Source organism: Bacillus sp. Xin1, from assembly GCF_013314535.1.
Taxonomy (GTDB): domain Bacteria; phylum Bacillota; class Bacilli; order Bacillales; family Bacillaceae_G; genus Bacillus_A.
In genome coordinates this window covers 18,023-35,799 of sequence record NZ_JABUAE010000022.1, presented here as the reverse complement: position 1 = coordinate 35,799, position 17,777 = coordinate 18,023, and the positions used below count along the sequence as shown (strand labels likewise).

At 34.8% G+C, this 17,777-nt stretch carries 11 protein-coding genes and 1 other annotated feature; of the genes, 8 read left to right on the top strand and 3 right to left on the bottom strand.

Annotated features, from left to right (window positions below):
- Positions 1-70: 70 nt before the first annotated feature.
- Both HRG09_RS18005 and HRG09_RS18000 read left to right on the top strand, forming a co-directional pair.
- Positions 71-1,342, top strand: coding sequence for an ATP-binding protein (locus HRG09_RS18005; protein WP_217448092.1), 1,272 nt, complete (start codon positions 71-73; stop codon positions 1,340-1,342).
- Between the two features lie 4 nt (positions 1,343-1,346).
- Complete coding sequence (locus tag HRG09_RS18000; protein ID WP_174102257.1) at positions 1,347-2,279, top strand: response regulator; 933 nt, start codon at positions 1,347-1,349, stop codon at positions 2,277-2,279.
- Between the two features lie 566 nt (positions 2,280-2,845).
- Here the strand turns inward: HRG09_RS18000 and HRG09_RS17995 are convergent.
- A complete protein-coding gene (locus tag HRG09_RS17995; protein WP_174102256.1) occupies positions 2,846-3,343 on the bottom strand; it encodes a YndM family protein in 498 nt (165 codons plus the stop codon).
- A 248-nt stretch (positions 3,344-3,591) separates the two neighbouring features.
- Here HRG09_RS17995 and HRG09_RS17990 point away from each other — a divergent pair, with 248 nt between their 5' ends.
- Both HRG09_RS17990 and HRG09_RS17985 read left to right on the top strand, forming a co-directional pair.
- On the top strand, positions 3,592-5,265 hold the full coding sequence (locus HRG09_RS17990) for a ribonuclease J (RefSeq protein ID WP_174102255.1): 1,674 nt from the start codon (positions 3,592-3,594) through the stop codon (positions 5,263-5,265).
- A 159-nt stretch (positions 5,266-5,424) separates the two neighbouring features.
- The gene (locus HRG09_RS17985) at positions 5,425-8,640 is read left to right on the top strand and encodes a DEAD/DEAH box helicase (RefSeq protein WP_174102254.1); all 3,216 of its coding nucleotides are present in this window, start codon (positions 5,425-5,427) and stop codon (positions 8,638-8,640) included.
- An 89-nt stretch (positions 8,641-8,729) separates the two neighbouring features.
- Here HRG09_RS17985 and HRG09_RS17980 read toward each other — a convergent pair whose 3' ends face one another.
- Together HRG09_RS17980 and HRG09_RS17975 are read right to left on the bottom strand one after the other, a co-directional pair.
- On the bottom strand, positions 8,730-9,932 hold the full coding sequence (locus tag HRG09_RS17980; protein ID WP_174102253.1) for an L-lactate MFS transporter: 1,203 nt from the start codon (positions 9,930-9,932) through the stop codon (positions 8,730-8,732).
- Positions 9,933-10,339: 407 nt separating this feature from the next.
- Positions 10,340-10,474 (bottom strand): DUF3934 family protein, encoded by a 135-nt coding sequence (locus tag HRG09_RS17975; RefSeq protein ID WP_017152329.1) that lies wholly within the window; start codon positions 10,472-10,474, stop codon positions 10,340-10,342.
- Between the two features lie 493 nt (positions 10,475-10,967).
- Positions 10,968-11,228: a binding site (T-box leader), on the top strand.
- Positions 11,229-11,299: 71 nt separating this feature from the next.
- Between HRG09_RS17975 and asnA the strand changes: the two genes are divergently transcribed.
- The 4 genes from asnA to HRG09_RS17955 all read left to right on the top strand — a co-directional run bounded on the left by asnA (position 11,300) and on the right by HRG09_RS17955 (position 17,772).
- A complete protein-coding gene (asnA, locus tag HRG09_RS17970; protein WP_174102252.1) occupies positions 11,300-12,283 on the top strand; it encodes an aspartate--ammonia ligase in 984 nt (327 codons plus the stop codon).
- A gap of 375 nt (positions 12,284-12,658) precedes the next feature.
- Positions 12,659-14,674: a class I SAM-dependent methyltransferase gene (locus tag HRG09_RS17965; protein WP_174102251.1), complete on the top strand. Its 2,016-nt coding sequence runs from the start codon at positions 12,659-12,661 to the stop codon at positions 14,672-14,674.
- A 649-nt stretch (positions 14,675-15,323) separates the two neighbouring features.
- A complete protein-coding gene (locus tag HRG09_RS17960; protein ID WP_174102250.1) occupies positions 15,324-16,214 on the top strand; it encodes an ABC transporter ATP-binding protein in 891 nt (296 codons plus the stop codon).
- Positions 16,215-16,251: 37 nt separating this feature from the next.
- Complete coding sequence (locus HRG09_RS17955; protein WP_174102292.1) at positions 16,252-17,772, top strand: hypothetical protein; 1,521 nt, start codon at positions 16,252-16,254, stop codon at positions 17,770-17,772.
- Positions 17,773-17,777: the final 5 nt, after the last annotated feature.

Below are 17,777 nucleotides of genomic sequence, written 5' to 3'. Positions count from 1 at the left end.
TTTTTGAAAAACTATATTTCAGAAATGGGAAGTGACATCTTTGAGCTGGAGTCAATTATGGAAAAAAGATATGTCCATTTTAATTATTTTAATGGTTGTTGTTCCTATTGCTGGTGAGCTGAATTTTCACCCGTTTAATGATACATTTCGTGTGAGTTTTGGAACACCAATTTTTTTCTTTTTACTATTGTTTTTACGTAAAATACCGGCTGCTGTAGTCGGTCTACTTGTTGGAGTATCTGTAGTAGGATTTCGGGTTTGTCTTGATTGGATGTTGCAAGGTTCTTTTCATGTAACGGATTCTTTTTATTTGCGTTATCCAGTCTTTTTTTATTATTTTGTTTATGGAAGTCTTTTTTCGTTATGTAGGGTAAATAAATTCCATCAAAAACCAATTGTAATTGGATGTCTTGGGATTACAATTGAGATTATAGCCAGTATGTCAGAACTAGCTTTTTATCATGTTTTAGTACTTGGTACAACGATTACGATTTCCGAAATAAATAAATTAATTATTATCGCGGTTTTTCGAAGCTTCTTTGCCCTTGGTTTCTTAAATATGATGAGTTTATATGAGACGAAATTAAAAGAAGCGCAAGTTCGGAAGGAAAATGAAAAGATGTTGATGCATCTTTCCAATTTATACGTGGAATCTGTTCATTTAAAAAAGACACTTCAAAATGCAGAATTAATTACACAAGAAGCATATCAATTATATCGAAATTTACAAGCTAGTAATGATACAACTGATATAGAAATGCACAGTAAAAAAGTATTAAAAATTGCTGGGGAAGTACACGAAATTAAAAAAGATAATCAAAGAATTTTTGCGGGATTATCAAAGCTTCTATTAGATAAAAATCTTTCTGAATACATAGAAGGTCATGAATTGACGGAAATGATTGTTAGGATAAATGAAAAGTATGCTCAGCTATTAGGGAAAGAGATAACCTTTTCTAAAAGTATAGAAGGCGAGTATAATGAGTATCATGTGTACACTATATTGTCAATTTTAAATAATCTAGTTGCAAATGCTGTAGAGGCAATAGAGGATGTTGGTGCAATTATAATACACGCCAAAAAACAAGAAGAAAATGTAATATTCGAAGTAATAGATAATGGTCCTGGTATTGCACAAAAATATAAAGAATTAGTATTTAAGCCGGGATTTACTTCGAAGTATGATCAAACAGGGACACCGTCAACGGGAATAGGTTTGTCCTATATAAAAGAGATGGTTACAGAACTAGGAGGAGAAGTGAGCCTTGAAGACGGAGAAAATGAAAGAGGATGTAAGTTTGTCGTACGTTTACCTGTGTCTAGTTTAACCAGGGGAGGATGATGGGATGTTTTATTACATCGCAGATGATGATGAAGTCTTCCGCTCTATGCTATCACAAATTATTGAAGATGAGGATCTTGGAGAAGTGGTAGGAGAAGCGGAAGATGGTGCTTTTGTTGAAGCGGATCAGCTAAATTTTAAGAAGGTAGATATTTTATTTATTGATTTATTAATGCCAATTCGGGATGGAATTGAAACAGTACGTCATATTCTACCGGCGTTTACAGGAAAAGTGATTATGATTTCTCAAGTTGAATCGAAACAATTAATTGGAGAAGCTTATTCTTTTGGAGTTGAATATTATATTACAAAACCATTGAATAAAATTGAGGTTGTATCTGTTGTACGAAAGGTGATGGAACGTATTCGGTTAGAACGATCAATCCAGGATATTCAAAAATCATTGAATAACGTCTTCCAATGGGAACAACCACAAGTTCGAAATGAACCCGTGAAAGAAGAGAAAAAAATAGCGGACTCAGGTCGTTATTTATTATCGGAACTCGGAATCGCTGGAGAGAATGGAGGTAAAGATTTACTGAGTATGCTGGAATATTTATTAGGCCAAGAAAAAGAAAAAACATTTGAATATGGTTTTCCAGCACTGAAAGACATTTTTCATTATATTACGGTCAAAAAATTAGGAGGGACGGCCTCAGAAGCAGAAATTGATAAAGAAAGAAAGGCTTCAGAACAAAGAGTGCGTCGAGCGATTTATCAATCTTTGAACCATCTAGCTTCCCTTGGTTTAACAGATTTTTCAAATCCGAAGTTTGAAGGCTATGCGCCGAAGTTTTTTGATTTTACCATTGTTCGTAAGCGTATGACAGAAATGACGAAAGAAGAGCTAACAACATCAGGGCATATAAGAATTAATACGAAAAAGTTTATTCAAGTGCTGTATTTTGAGGCAAAGAGATTAATGGAGATAGAATAGAGGATGCTTCTAAATGAGCATCTTCTTTTTGTGGGTAAAATCCTGAATTTTCGTTGTTTTGCGGTGGTAAAAGGGTATAATTGAATGTAAATGTGTTTTAGAAGAAGGTTTGTAAATAACCGTATAATGAAATGGATTTCTATTTTTGCTGGAGTTGTTTTAGTTTTGGTTGGGATGTATTTTGGATATGAAGCAATTAAAGAAATTGAGGATCTCATATAAGAGAGGGTTGCGTTGTGAGGTTATATTAAATTTTATAAATCACTTGATAAAAGAGAGCATTTATAAAGTGAAACTTTAATCAGTGGGGGTTTTCTTCATCCCTCACTGATTATTAGCCCTCACCAATCGGGCTTTTACGGGTAGTTTATCTCCCACCTAACTTCTGTGCTCCTGCCGAATTTTGAGGTGGGAGTATTACTGCCCGTTAATGCGGGATAAAAATGTTGCACATTATGTAAAGAATAAGAAGAGGATAGCCAGGGTAGGAAATAATTATGTTTTTAGCTATCCTTTTAAAAAATATAATTGGATTAGGTCTTTTTGGAATGGAAAAAGACCTTTTTTTATTTTAGTTTAGCATTTTTATCTTCCATTTTTTCAGGTGAATGCACTTTTGGTATTTTAGAATGATCCACATATTCATCTGAAAATTCCATAGCATACTTATCACGATGATGTATGTTAGATGACGTGCGTAAATCTCCACCTTCATGCAAAACCATTCTTTTCATATAAATATGAAAAAATATTTCCACTATACCAATGAGAAGAGCCGCCCAAAAGGAGGATGCTGTAATATTACGAGTTAGATCTATATTTGTAAGAAGATAAATCAATACCCAGATTCCTAAAAAACTCAATCCAAAATCTACAATTGTAGCAACCGTATTTCCATACTGAGGTAAAATAAACAGATCTCCTATTAAATAGGCTGCGCCTGTAATTGCTAAAGAAATAAACAATACCCTAGGGATTGAGATATCTTGAAAAATCGCTAATATCATAAGTAGTACAGCACTAACTGCAGTATATTTAATTAATAAGGCCACAATATGTTTCATTAGTGTCCCTCCATTTTTTACTTTGTAAGTAAGGATAAAATATTTATCAACATGCTCTATATTAGGTTGTGTTGATACTTAAAAAAAAATACAGGAAATGATAAACATAAAATTGATGTAATACTCCTATGAAAAAATATTCATTCGGCTATAAATCAGAATAATCTTTAGTTAAATGGGTTAATCATAAAAAAGAATTCCATATTTATTCGAATATATTTGAATGTTTTCCTATAGGGGGGTTAATTTTGAGCACAGTAGAACATACACTATCCATTTTTGCTTTAGGCGGAGTAAATGAAATAGGGAAAAATATGTATGCCGTACAATATTCAAACGATATTGTGGTAATTGATTGCGGTTCTAAGTTTCCAGATGAAAGTTTATTAGGAATTGATCTGATTATCCCGGATATTACATACTTGCAAGAAAACAAGGATAAAATTCGAGGTTTAGTTGTTACTCATGGACACGAAGATCATATTGGAGGTATCCCGTATCTATTAAAACAATTGAATGTACCAATCTATGCAACAAAATTAACAATCGGTTTAATTGGTATTAAATTAAAAGAACATGGGCTTCAAAATTCGACCCAACTATTTGTTATTGATTCTGAATCGGTTATTGAGTTTGGTTCAATTAGTTTGACATTTTTTAAAACGAATCATAGTATTCCTGACTGCCTTGGTATTGCTTTTCATACACCAGAAGGTACTGTAGTACATACAGGCGACTTCAAATTTGATTTGACTCCTGTAAATAATCAATATCCAGATATTCATAAAATGGCTAAAATCGGAAGTGATGGCGTTTTAGCTTTACTCTCTGAAAGTACGAATGCAGAACGTTCTGGATTTACTCCATCAGAACGATCTGTTGGTGAGCGCATTGAAGAAGTGTTCATCAAAGCTCGTAGAAAAGTCATTATTTCTACCTTTGCTTCTAATGTTAATCGTGTACAGCAAGTGGTAGATGCAGCTATAAAGACGAATAGAAAGCTTGCTTTGCTTGGGAGAAGCATGGTAAATGTAGTGTCTGTTGCTCTAGAACAAGGTTATTTGAATATTCCTGAGGGAATGTTAATAGATGCAAATGAGATCAATCAAATGGATCCAGAAAGGGTGGCTATTCTTTGTACTGGAAGTCAAGGTGAACCTATGGCTGCTTTATCCCGTTTAGCCAGTGGAAACTATCGACAGGTAGATATTCTGCCAGAAGATACTGTCATTTTATCTGCAACTCCTATCCCAGGAAATGAACGTAATGTTTCACGTATTATAGATAATTTATTTTTATTGGGAGCCAATGTGATTTATGGGTCGGGGAGTTCAACGGGAATGCATGTTTCTGGACATGCCTATCAAGAAGAATTAAAATTAATGCTTACTTTAATGAAGCCTAAATATTTCATTCCTATTCATGGTGAATTTAGAATGTTACATCATCATAGCCTATTAGCAGAGTCCGTTGGCGTTAAGAAAGAGAATATTTTTGTTATTAGTAATGGTGATGTTGTTGACATAAAGAAGCAAGTCGCTTGGAACTCTAGACGAATACCTGCAGGGAATGTATATGTAGATGGATTGGGCATTGGTGATGTTGGAAACGCTATTTTACGCGATCGTAAGCAGCTTTCTGAAGATGGTATGCTTGTGATAGTGATTACTCTTAGTAAAACAGAAGGAAAAATTATTTCTGGTCCGGATACGATTTCTCGTGGATTTGTATATGTTCGTGATTCGGAAGAATTTTTGCAGAGCATTAACCAATTAGTTGTAACAACCATTAATAACTTACAAAAAGAAAACGTTAGTAGGTGGAATGTTCTTAAAAAAGAAATAAAAGAAGTACTTGGAAAGTTTGTATACTCACATACAAAAAGAAAACCAATGATTCTTCCTATAATAATTGAAGTTTAAACTGATTGTTTTAAGGAATTGCTGTTTGATATTACTGTGTATGCATGTAAAATGTTGTATAAGAGTAGATAAAAAACATTAGAAATGCTTGTATTCTAATGTTTTTTTTATATAACGTTAAGAAAGATAAATTTTTATATTTAGGGAAGGGTCAAAATAATGAGCTTTACATTAAATAAAACAATAGTTAAACAGTTATGTGGAGAAACCTCATATAAAAAAGGTGAGGCCTATTATAAGACGAACAAGGTTGATATTACAAATTATAATGCTGAGAGAAATATTTGCGAGGCAATAGTGAAAGGAAACGAAGATTTCTATGTCAAGATAGAAACTGGTGGTAATGGTGATGTTGTTGGGGAATGCACTTGCCCTTCACTAGCTTCTTTTCATACATACTGTCAACATATTGCAGCTGCATTACTATATATAAATAATTTTCAACAAGGTGGTGGGTCATTAGAAGCTAATTCAAAAAAGAATTCCACGAACGCTCGAGATACTCAACTAGCGAATGGCATGTTGGATTTATTTGATGAAAAGCCGCTACGACCAAAAAGTAAGCAGCATCGATTTGATACACGAAAAATACTAGATGTGGAATTCGTTTGTACTCCAGTTGCTTCAAAAAGTGGGGGAACGTTGTTTGGGATTCAGGTAAAGTTAGAGAAATTATATCCTGTTTATAAAATTAGAGAGTTTCTTAATAGAGTGGAACAAAGAGAGCCTTTTATATGTTCAAATGATTTTACGTATATACCAGAGGTCTACAGCTTTCAACAAGAAACGGATGCTGTTATTCAACTGCTGATTCAAATTTATCGGAATGAAAAAATGTATGTAGAATCGTTGCAAATGAGCTCTGAACAAAATGAAAGTATGATTTTAATTCCACCAGCTTCTTGGAAGGAAATGCTTTCTCTGCTTTCTAGTACTTCATTTGTAAGGCTACACTATGATGGGAAATCATTTCATGGTGTACATGTCTCAAAAGGGTTACTACCCTTAGATTTTGAGTTCAATAAAGGGACAAATGAAGGGTATACACTTCAGATTGATGGATTACAACAAGTTGAAGTAATGGATACATATGGTTATGCTCTTTTTGAAGGGAAGCTATATCATTTAAACATGGAAGATTGTAAGCGACTCATTGAATTAAAAAGAATGATGAATCGTTCTCGTAGTAATCAATTTCATATTTCTGCTGAGAAAATGGAGCATTTTGTAGCGAAGGTAGTACCAGGTTTAATGAAGCTAGGAAATGTTCGAGTTGACGAGGTTATATCGGAGCGTGTGGAAACACCTCCTTTGAAAGCGAAACTATTTTTAGACCGAGTTAAAAATCGCTTATTAGCAGGACTAGAATTTCAATATGGAAATGTGGTTATCAATCCGTTAGAAGAGGATGGACAACCTTCTGTCTTCAATCGGGATGAGAAAAAAGAACGAGAAATTTTAGAGATTATGAATGCTAGCGCCTTTGCGAAGACTGAAGGCGGTTATTTTATGCACAATGAAGAAGCGGAATATCATTTCTTATACCATGTTGTCCCAACGTTAAAGAGTTTACTTGATATTTATGCAACGACGGCTATTAAATTGCGTATTCATCGAGGGAACAGTGGACCTCTTATAAGAGTGAGGCGGAAAGAACGAATTGATTGGTTAGCATTTCGTTTTGATATAAAGGGGATTCCAGAAGCTGAAATTAAAAGTGTATTGGCAGCGCTTGAGGAGAAACGGAAATATTATCGGTTAGCAAACGGTTCTTTACTATCGCTTGAGAGCAAAGAATTTAATGAAGTGAATCAGTTTATAAAGGAATCGGGTATTCGCAAGGAATTTCTAAAAGGAGAAGAAGTGAAAGTACCTCTTGTGCGCAGTGTGAAATGGATGAGCTCACTTCAAGAAGGAAATGTTCTCAATTTAGATCAATCCGTTCAAGAATTAATGGAAAACATTCGAAACCCTAAAAATATGAAATTCGCTGCACCAGACATTTTAGTTTCAGTGCTTAGAGAGTATCAAAAAGAGGGATTCGAGTGGATGAAAACACTGGCACATTACCGTTTTGGTGGTATTTTAGGAGATGATATGGGCCTCGGAAAAACGCTGCAAAGTATTGCTTTTATCGCTTCGGTTTTACCTGAAATTCGAGAGAAGAAACTACCTGTACTAGTTGTATCACCATCTTCTTTAGTTTATAACTGGTTGAGTGAGTTGAAAAAATTCACTCCAAATATACGAGCTGTTATTGTAGATGGGAATCAGGCGGAGCGCCGAAAGATTTTAAAAGATTCTATAAAGTATGACGTCATTATTACGTCATATCCTTTATTACGAAGGGATGTAAGGCTATATGCCCAGCCGTTTCATACGTTATTTCTTGATGAGGCACAAGCGTTTAAAAATCATATGACGCAAACCGCAAAGGCAGTGAAAACGATTCAAGCAGAGTATCGTTTTGCACTGACCGGAACGCCTATCGAGAATTCTTTAGAGGAACTTTGGTCTATTTTCAATGTAGTATTCCCGGAATTGCTTCCAGGAAGAAAAGAGTTTGGAGATTTAAGGCGCGAGAGCATCGCAAAGCGGGTGAAGCCGTTCGTATTGCGTCGCTTGAAAGAAGATGTATTAAAAGAGTTGCCAGAGAAAATTGAGCACTTGCAGTCTTCAGAATTACTTCCAGAACAGAAACGATTATATGCAGCTTATTTAGCGAAATTGAGAGAAGAAACGTTAAAGCATTTAGATAAAGATACATTGCGTAAAAATAAAATTAGAATCTTAGCTGGTTTGACGAGACTTCGACAAATTTGTTGTCACCCAGGTTTGTTTGTAGACGATTACAAAGGAAGTTCAGCTAAGTTTGAACAACTACTCGAAATTGTAGAGGAGTGCAGAAGTACTGGGAAAAGAATTCTTATCTTTTCGCAATTTACGAAGATGCTTTCCATTATTGGACGTGAATTGAATCGTCAAGCTATACCATATTTCTATTTAGATGGGAATACGCCGTCAGCTGAGCGTGTAGAACTATGCAATCGATTTAATGAGGGGGAAGGCGATTTATTTCTTATCTCTTTAAAGGCAGGCGGTACAGGGCTGAATTTAACTGGGGCTGATACTGTTATATTATACGATTTATGGTGGAATCCTGCAGTCGAACAGCAAGCGGCAGATCGTGCTTATCGAATGGGACAAAAGAATACTGTACAAGTAATCAAATTAGTAGCACATGGTACAATTGAAGAAAAAATGAATGAGCTACAAGAGAGTAAGAAGCATTTAATTGCAGAAGTGATTGAGCCAGGACAAGAAAAATTCTCCTCTATTACAGAAGAAGAGATTAGGGGAATTCTTAGGGTTTAACATAGTAAAAAAAGCGATTCTTTCTTATTGATGAAAGAATCGCTTTTTTATTATGAACGTAAGTATCATGAAATGAAAATTCGGAATGCTTACGCCGCACTACGATAATTTTCTTGTGTTTCTTTTTGCTGATTAGGTGGTTGAATGAAAATAGCGATAATAAGTGAAACGACACACAATACGCCAATTACCATGAAGGTAGGTTTGAATCCACCTAAAAGTGCACCGATAAAGGAACCTGCGAGTGCTCCAAAACCAAAGCCTTGATACACGATTCCGTAGTTTTTGCTATGGTGTTTCATACCGAAGAAATCACCAACAATAGCTGGGAAAATAGTGATATTTCCACCGAAGCAAAACGCAACACTTGCTACACAGACGAAATAAATGCCATAATTTAAATCTACAAAGCTGAGAACGAAGACAGATGTAGCCATCACGATAAATGTTGCGGTAACAATTTTTAAACGACCGATTTTATCTGATAACGGTCCCAGAATGATTCGACCAGCTGTATTAAAGATTGCAACCATAGCGACAGCATTGGCAGCTGTTGTTGCGCTAAGCCCTACAAGTTGAACACCGATGTCTTTTACCATGCCAATTAAGTATAAGCCACTCATACATGATGTAAATAGCATAATAAATAACAGATACACTTCTTTTGTGCGCAGCATTTCTTTTTTTGTATAGTCTTGACTATTTGTTTCATGAGCCGTATTTTGTTCAGCTGCTTGATGGATCAAACAAGCACCAATTACTATCATAGCTGTAACAATTAAACCCCAGTATATAAACGCTTGCGATACACCAACTGAATCAATCAACTTTGCGTTAATGTATTTAAATATTAGGCTACCCGTACCATATGCAGAGACAGATATACCAGCAATTAAACCTTTACGCCCTGGAAACCATTTTATTAAATTGGATAGTGAAGTAATATAAGCTGTACCATCTGCATAACCTACAACAACTCCTGCTAGTACATAAAGCATTAGTAATGAGGAAGCTTGTGAACTAAGTATTAATCCAATTCCTAGTGCTAATCCAGATATCATAATGAGTTTGCGAAGTCCCCATTTTTCTTGTAATTTACTCGCAAATAAGGTTGAAAATGCTAAAGAAAGGCTAGTGATTGAGAAGGTTATAGCAACAGCGTTAAGACTCCATCCGTATTTACTCACTAAAGGCTGATTGAATAAGCTCCATGTATATATCGTTCCAAGTCCCATTTGTACAATGACTGTACCGAGGACAATAAGCCATGGATTAGTAGGTGATTTTTTCATACTATCCCGCCCTCTCTCTTTGTTTCAATTCTATTCCATAATCGTCTATCGACGTTTGATTTAACCACCATACAACATGCTAGAAAATCGTATGCTTTTTTTGCACTCATTTTTGCCACCTCTTTAAGATTTGATAGCTTTATTGTATAGGATGAAAACGATTACGTAAGCGATTTCAATGTGGAACGTCAAATATATGAAACCAGTTACAGAAAAAGAAGGATGAAATGCAAAAAGCTGCTTGTTAAATACGAAGCAGCTTTTTGCATAAATATGATTTATAGGTACTTTTGAAAAAACTTTATTTTAAAGTAATGGTCTTTTTTGTAATTAAATTATACGTAGAGTTAAACCCAGGCTGTATTTCAGAAATATGATTTACACTTACTTTTCACGAGGGTTTTTAGTTATTTTTTTGTACCTTTACTTTTATAAGGTTTCGCATTTTTCTTTTTCTTAGCACTAGATTGCCAACGGTTCCAGCCTTTACTTCCTGTTCCTTGACCGGTACCTTTCTTAGCCTTTGCTTTTGTTTTACTCATATTATCACTCCGTTACTATTCTATAAAAAATCTACTTTGATAGCAGTCAATGTCTTTGAAACATAATCTCGAGCTATGACTATGTTTGTTCCTATTCGTTATGAATCAGAACAAACAACTGAATGATATAGTATATCATAAAATCGGCAGTAATTTGATGTATTATGAAATCATTATCGAAATTTGCATAGATCTATTCAAATTGTAGAACGTTATACATATGAAAAGAAGTACAAAGGAACTGAAAATGATGAGAAATACAATGGATTCTATTTTTCGAACGCTTACCCTTCTTGTCATAGTATATGATGGCTACTTTAGGTAAAGTGTTTTTCGGAGCGAAGCCACAAAAGAAGCGATAACTCTCATAAGGTTTTAAAGAATCGATAAAGAAATAAAATAAAGAATTGAAAAATATTTTTAAATTTTTGTTGACTTTCTTATTTTTTTGTATAGAATATTCATTAATAAAATGTTTCAGAGATGTGACAACAAAACGACTGTGAAAGGACGAGTAGTAGTAGGACGTAGTCAAAGCGAGTCAGGGGTGGTGTGAGCCTGATACGAAGCCTGTTATGAAGAACCTCCTGGAGTCGCTAACCGAAATCCTTTAGGGGAAAGTAGACTTAGCCGGGAACTTCGCCGTTACAAGAAGAACAGTATCGAGATTTCTCTAATCTCCGTACTGAATAAGTGAGCAACCTCTGTTGCTAATTTGGGTGGTACCGCGGAACCAAAGTCTTTCGTCCCAGTTTTTTTGGGAAAGAAGGGCTTTTTTTGTTGGCTTCTTTTCACTACATCCAAACATTTTAGGAGGAAACTAACATGTATCAATCATTAATGACAGTAAGAGAGACACAAATCGCAATTAAGGAAGTTAAAACATTTTTTGAGGATCAATTAGCAAAACGTCTTGGACTATTCCGCGTATCTGCACCACTATTCGTAACGAAAGAATCAGGTCTAAACGATCACCTAAACGGTGTAGAACGTCCAATTGAATTTGATATGCTTCATTCGGGAGAAGAATTAGAAATTGTTCATTCACTATCGAAATGGAAACGACTTGCACTGCATGAATATGGTTACGAAGTTGGTGAAGGGTTATATACAAACATGAACGCGATTCGCCGTGATGAGGAACTTGATGCAACGCATTCGATTTATGTTGACCAATGGGATTGGGAAAAAATCATTCAAAAGGAATGGCGTACAGTGGATTACCTACAAGAAACAGTACGAACAATTTATGGAATATTCAAAGATTTAGAAGATTATTTGTTTGAAAAATACCCGTTCCTTGGAAAGTATTTACCAGAAGATATCGTATTTGTTACGTCTCAAGAATTAGAAGATAAATATCCAGAGTTAACACCGAAAGATCGTGAGCATGCCATTGCGAAGGAGCACGGTGCAGTCTTTATTATCGGAATTGGTGATGCACTTCGCTCTGGTGAAAAACATGATGGACGCGCATCTGACTACGATGATTGGAAATTAAACGGGGACATCTTATTCTGGCATCCAGTACTACAATCTTCATTTGAATTATCATCAATGGGGATTCGTGTTGATAGTAAATCACTTGATGAGCAGTTAACAAAGAAAGGTGAAGATTTCAAACGTGATTACGATTTCCATAAAGGTATTTTAGAAGACATACTTCCACTTACAATTGGTGGTGGTATTGGGCAATCAAGAATGTGCATGTACTTCTTACGTAAAGCGCATATCGGTGAAGTTCAATCTTCTGTATGGCCTGATGAAATGCGTGAGGCATGTAAGAAGGAAAACATTCATTTATTTTAATGAAAAATGAATTGAATTATTTTTTGAACATGACGATTTGTAAGTCTACAAAAAGAATGATTTAAATTCGCTTTACCTTTTTAATGGTTTTGAAGTGTGAAGTTCTTCAAAAAAGCATCCGAAATATCAAAGGTTATCTTTTTCTGTTGAAGATAAAGCAGAAGAAAAGAGACACATGATATTTTTGGATGTTTTTTTACGTTTCGTAAATTGGAATACCGTACATGATCAAAAGAAATAACAGCTATTGTATGCTAGACTGAAGTTTGAAATAACATGTATGGAATCATGAGTCTATTAGGGTGCAGATTACGCATTTGCTTTATAGATGTCTCTGACAGAATGTGCATTGAGTAACCAAAAGGGGAGAAGAGTATGCTACATAGTTTACATGCAATAGAAGAAGCAAGAAACGGAAACATATATACGAAAGAAGCAAATATATGGTTAGGGTTTTTATTAGAAGAATATGGGACAGTAAGTATAGAAAGAAATTACCGGAGTGTATTAGAGTATGTGGAACGGACGCTAAGGCATTTAGAAAAAATGAATGTTTCATATGGTATTCGTGCTCGTGTAGAAACTGTATTGTGCTGGAGTGAAGTATCAAAGTGTGGTTCTGTAACGCAGCGCAAGAAGTGGAAGGATTTGGGGGTATCGTTTTTAGCACATAATGAAGATTCAGCTTATATTTATAGACGCTATTTTCCATATGATGATGTAACGTTTACACTTATTCGTACACATGGATTAATAGGGCAAGTATTACGAGGAGAAGTATCCATGAATTCTCATGACGAATTGGTAAGATTATGGAAGCAAGGTGTGATTCAAAAAGATGAACTGCGTGATGTGCTTCGTGTTTTAAATGAATGTATTATTACTGGGGTATCGGATAAGTTATGGACAAGAGTAAAAGGAGAGGTATATGAACGTATTGAACAAATACTTTCTGGAGAACTGATTGAATATAGTGTAAAGGAACGAATTCGGCGGTTACGTACGAATGCTTCACCTAATCATACATATTTTGTTCAAGAATATGATTCAATTATGAATGATAGGTTAGAAGAAATGTTTACAGTTGTATTTAATTATGACCTTTGGTATGTAGAAGCAGCATTAACTCATTTTAGTTTTGAAGAGTTCGTGAAAGTATTTGCATTAGCCTACCAACGTATTACTGAGAAGAATGTAGATCATATCAGTTTTCAGCCTCTTATGGACGCATTGTATTATGAGAGAGAGGGGGAAAAATACTTAAATATTTATACGAAACGAGCAATTGAAAAAGTATTGCGAAGTGTATCAATAGTAGAATTGTTAAATATGACTCAAACTCTTCAATCAGAAATGTATCCTGAATTAAAGGAAACTGAAAATGTATTAACAATTGGTTTTGGAACAAGTGAAGTTGGAAAAACACTCATCGAGTTTTGTTTAGCTTGTAAAAAAGAAAATAATGCTCATTATGAACAAGCAGTCATGATGTTATGTGAAATATTTGGCTTACGCCGGGATGTTTTTGATCGGTTGGAAAATGAGGACGAATATCTTTCGCATATGAATGGGAGTGTAGATGATAAAGTTGCGGTTCTTCCATATGTAGTAGGAGATATAATAGTAGAAATTGGTCCCGGTGGGGGCGCAATGATGAATAAATTTAAAGAAGTTTATCCGGATAAATCGGTTATTGGTGTAGATTTGTCACGAAATGTAATTGAAAAGTTAACAAATGATAAATACGAAAAAGGCTACGACTGGGAAGTTAAACTAGGCGATGCTTTACATCTTGCAGAAACATTTCATCCGGAAAGTATTTCTACAGTTCATTGTGGCTCAGTGAATCATGAAATCTTTTCTTATGGAGAAACAGAAGGTAAGAAGTTTAATATTGCAACAATGGAACGTTTAGTGAAGAGTGTATTTCAAATATTGACTCCTGGGGGACGTTGGATTATTCGTGATGGAGTAAAAACAGAAGGTGAAGGATGGTGTGAATTGCAGTTTCATGATGAAGCCGCAATGCCTTTCTTAAAAAACTATCAACGTGATTTTAAAGGAAGACAAATTCAAGTTAATACATTAGACGTGGATCAAGTAAGGATGCCGGTTAACGATGCAATGGAATTCTTATATACGTATACGTGGGGGGAGGAAGCATACCCACATGAAGTACAGGAACAATTTGGTGTATTTACCCTTCAAGAGTATATTGACTTTGTAGAGAATGTTGTAGGTTCAGAGAATGTAAAAGTAATCGAAGCAAAGCAGTACCTTTTAGAAGGCTATATAGAACATTTATCATCGAAAGTTACATTATTTGATGAGCAAGGTGAACAAATAGCATTGCCAAATAGTACATGTTTGCTTGTATTTGAGAAAATATAAATTTGTTTGATGTTTGTACTTTATTATACATTAATGGGCGGTAAATTCCTATTGATTAAAGATTTACTTTATTATATAGGTGATTAAATACCATGAAAAACATAAGGGAAATATGTATGTAGGAACAGATTAAATCATTAATTTGGCATATATTTCAATAGGTATCATCACAGCATGTTATTCTATAATTGAAAAGAGTTTTGTAGAGGGAAAAATAGGAATGTTTTGGTTGTTAGTAGTTTTGTTATTACATTCTATATTTTAGGTTTTAAGAATTATTGTCGAAAGGAATAAGGTGTGAAAAAAGATTCCGAAACAGAGTCAAAAATAATCTGTTTCGGAATCTTTTTTTAGAACGTACATTGAGTTTTAGAAGTTTTATCTCATATAAACTAACAGTAAAACTCCTACCTCGTAATTCAGTGAAAAAAATGAGGTGAGAGGTGACCAGACAATAAAGTCCGGGTTAGTACGGGCTGATAATTAGTAGGGGATGAAGAATATTCCCAATGATTTAAGTTTCAATGTATATTTTAAGATGATTTTCTCTAGATTTTACTTAGATTTTACTTTCACCACCTACAATGAAAATAAGAAAACGTAAGTGAAAAAACTTGCACTTATTTCATAAGGTGAGGGGGAAACAGGAATGGAATTAATAATTGATCATGTAACGAAACGGTACGGCGGGAAAGTAGCGTTGAATGATTGTAGTTTACATGTAAAGCCTGGTGTATTAGGGCTTTTAGGACCAAATGGGGCAGGGAAATCTACTCTTATGCGTATATTAGCAACAATTGAACAACCGACGAATGGTAGTGTGATATGGAATGGGGGAAACATTCAAAAGAAACCAAGGTTGTTACGTTCACAGCTTGGTTATTTACCACAAGATTTTGGGGTATATCCAAATATGAATGCGGTTGAGTTTTTAGAGTATATCGCAGCGATGAAAGGTTTAGCCATGAACTCTTTAAAAAAGCGAATTAATGAACTACTTGAAGCACTGAATTTAACGAATGATAGAAAACGACTATTAGGTAACTACTCTGGAGGAATGCGACAAAGAGTTGGCATTGCACAAGCTTTATTAAATGATCCCAAACTATTAATTGTAGATGAGCCAACAGTAGGATTGGATCCTGAAGAAAGAATTAGATTTCGAAATTTATTGTCAACTCTTTCTGCAGATAGAATTGTTATTTTATCAACGCATATTGTAACAGATATTGAATCTAGTGCAACGAATATTGCTTTACTATCAAAAGGAAATGTATTAGCTCATATGGAACCTGAACAATTATTAAAACGTGTCGAGGGAAAAGTTTGGGAAGAGGTGATCCCAGCTTCAGAACTACACCATGTTCAAAAGAAATATATAGTAAGTGGTGCTGTTCATCGGACTGATGGCATTCATGCTCGGATTATTTCGGTTCATGCTCCTAGTAAGGCGGCACGTATGATCCCAGCTTCTTTAGAAGATGCTTATTTGTATTATGTTTCTGCGAAGGGAGGAACCCGAATTGAACAATGTATATAATCTATTTTACGTTATTAAAAATGATGTTAGAAAACAAATGAGAAGTTATTCATTTTTAATTGTAATCGGTGTAACGATTCTTTTTGGATATGCCTGTGTACCGGCAGCCTCAGCGGGATATGAAGTATTTTATCTTGGCGGAGTGAGGGGGATTTATAATTCAAATTGGCTTGGTGGTATGGGGGCGATGACATCTGCTTTATTTATTTGGTTACTCGGCTTTTATGTATTAAGGAGCCAAATTTCAGACGAGCAGCGATTAGGTGTCGGGGAATTAATTGCTGCTTCACCGATAAGCAATTTTCGATATATTTTTAGGAAAACAATTTCTAATTTTATTGTATTAGTAGTGATTGAGATGGTATTAATTGTTGCTTTTATCGCAATGCAATTTATACGTGGAGAAGATCTTTCATTTCAATTAGGTGGTTATTTGTACCCCCTTATTTATATTGTGTTTCCTTCACTTCTGCTTCTTGCTGCGTTAACAACCTTTTTTGATGTATTTCCTGGTTTGAATGGTGTAATCGGTAATATCGTATTCTTTTTCTTATGGGTGTTATTAGCGATTTTGTCTTTTGAAGTACCAAATCGTTATTTAGATGTATTTGGTTTAGGAATGATCCGTTCAGATATGATACATGATGCGGTTAGCGAGTATGGATTTTTAAAAGAAAATGGCGGGGGAGGATTTGGATATAACCCTGTTGAGGGAACGATACGAACATTTGATTGGAATGGAGTAGATTGGAATCCTGGAATATTTGTCGTAAGCTTGACTTGGCTTGGGGTGGCGCTTTTATTCATTTGGATCACTTCTCTTATTTTTAATAGATTTCGTACATGCTCTAAAGTGAAGGAAAAGGAAGAAGAGTTTGAGAAGAAATATCAGTCTGCCATTGTGAATGAGAAAAATTTGAACAATTTTATATTTACTACGATTAAGAAGACAAGAGGAATAAACATGTTTCTATTAATCAAAGCGGAGTTATCTATTATGTTAAAAGGCTTTACAGTTTGGTGGTACGTTCTTGCAGCTGGGTTTATAGCATTTGGCTTGATATGCCCAGTACATATAGCAAGAGAGTGGATATCTCTCATTCTAATTTGGCCCATTGCAATTTGGTCACAGATGATGACGAGAGAAACATACTACGGTACGGATCAAATTATTATGTCGAGTTGTTCTCCATTTTATAAGTTTTTTGCAACATGGATTTCAGGTATTATAGTGGGTTTTATTATCTCTAGTGGTGTTATCATTCAATTTATATTAATTGAAGATATTTCGTTCTTGCTTTCTTGGCTTAGCGGTATAGTATTTATTCCAACGCTAGCCTTAGCATTTGGAGTATGGAGTAGGACACGTAAATTGTTTGAAGTGGTGTATATGCTTTTATGGTATTTAGGGCCAGTGAATCATCTTCCATATGTAGATTTTTTAGGAATATCAACATCATATGTGATTATGTATATTACGCTATCTATTTTATTACTATGTGTCGCATTGGTTGGACAATTGCAGCAAATGGGAAGGTTACGGCTAATATTTAAATAAATAGC

What these genes read in the sequence shown, in the direction of transcription:
- HRG09_RS18005 (WP_217448092.1), top strand. Translation starts at nt 71, where the DNA reads ATGTCCATTTTAATTATTTTAATGGTTGTTGTTCCTATTGCTGGTGAG.
- HRG09_RS18000 (WP_174102257.1), top strand. Translation starts at nt 1,347, where the DNA reads ATGTTTTATTACATCGCAGATGATGATGAAGTCTTCCGCTCTATGCTA.
- HRG09_RS17995 (WP_174102256.1), bottom strand. Translation starts at nt 3,343, where the DNA reads ATGAAACATATTGTGGCCTTATTAATTAAATATACTGCAGTTAGTGCT.
- HRG09_RS17985 (WP_174102254.1), top strand. Translation starts at nt 5,425, where the DNA reads ATGAGCTTTACATTAAATAAAACAATAGTTAAACAGTTATGTGGAGAA.
- HRG09_RS17980 (WP_174102253.1), bottom strand. Translation starts at nt 9,932, where the DNA reads ATGAAAAAATCACCTACTAATCCATGGCTTATTGTCCTCGGTACAGTC.
- HRG09_RS17975 (WP_017152329.1), bottom strand. Translation starts at nt 10,474, where the DNA reads ATGAGTAAAACAAAAGCAAAGGCTAAGAAAGGTACCGGTCAAGGAACA.
- asnA (WP_174102252.1), top strand. Translation starts at nt 11,300, where the DNA reads ATGTATCAATCATTAATGACAGTAAGAGAGACACAAATCGCAATTAAG.
- HRG09_RS17965 (WP_174102251.1), top strand. Translation starts at nt 12,659, where the DNA reads ATGCTACATAGTTTACATGCAATAGAAGAAGCAAGAAACGGAAACATA.
- HRG09_RS17960 (WP_174102250.1), top strand. Translation starts at nt 15,324, where the DNA reads ATGGAATTAATAATTGATCATGTAACGAAACGGTACGGCGGGAAAGTA.
- HRG09_RS17955 (WP_174102292.1), top strand. Translation starts at nt 16,252, where the DNA reads ATGAGAAGTTATTCATTTTTAATTGTAATCGGTGTAACGATTCTTTTT.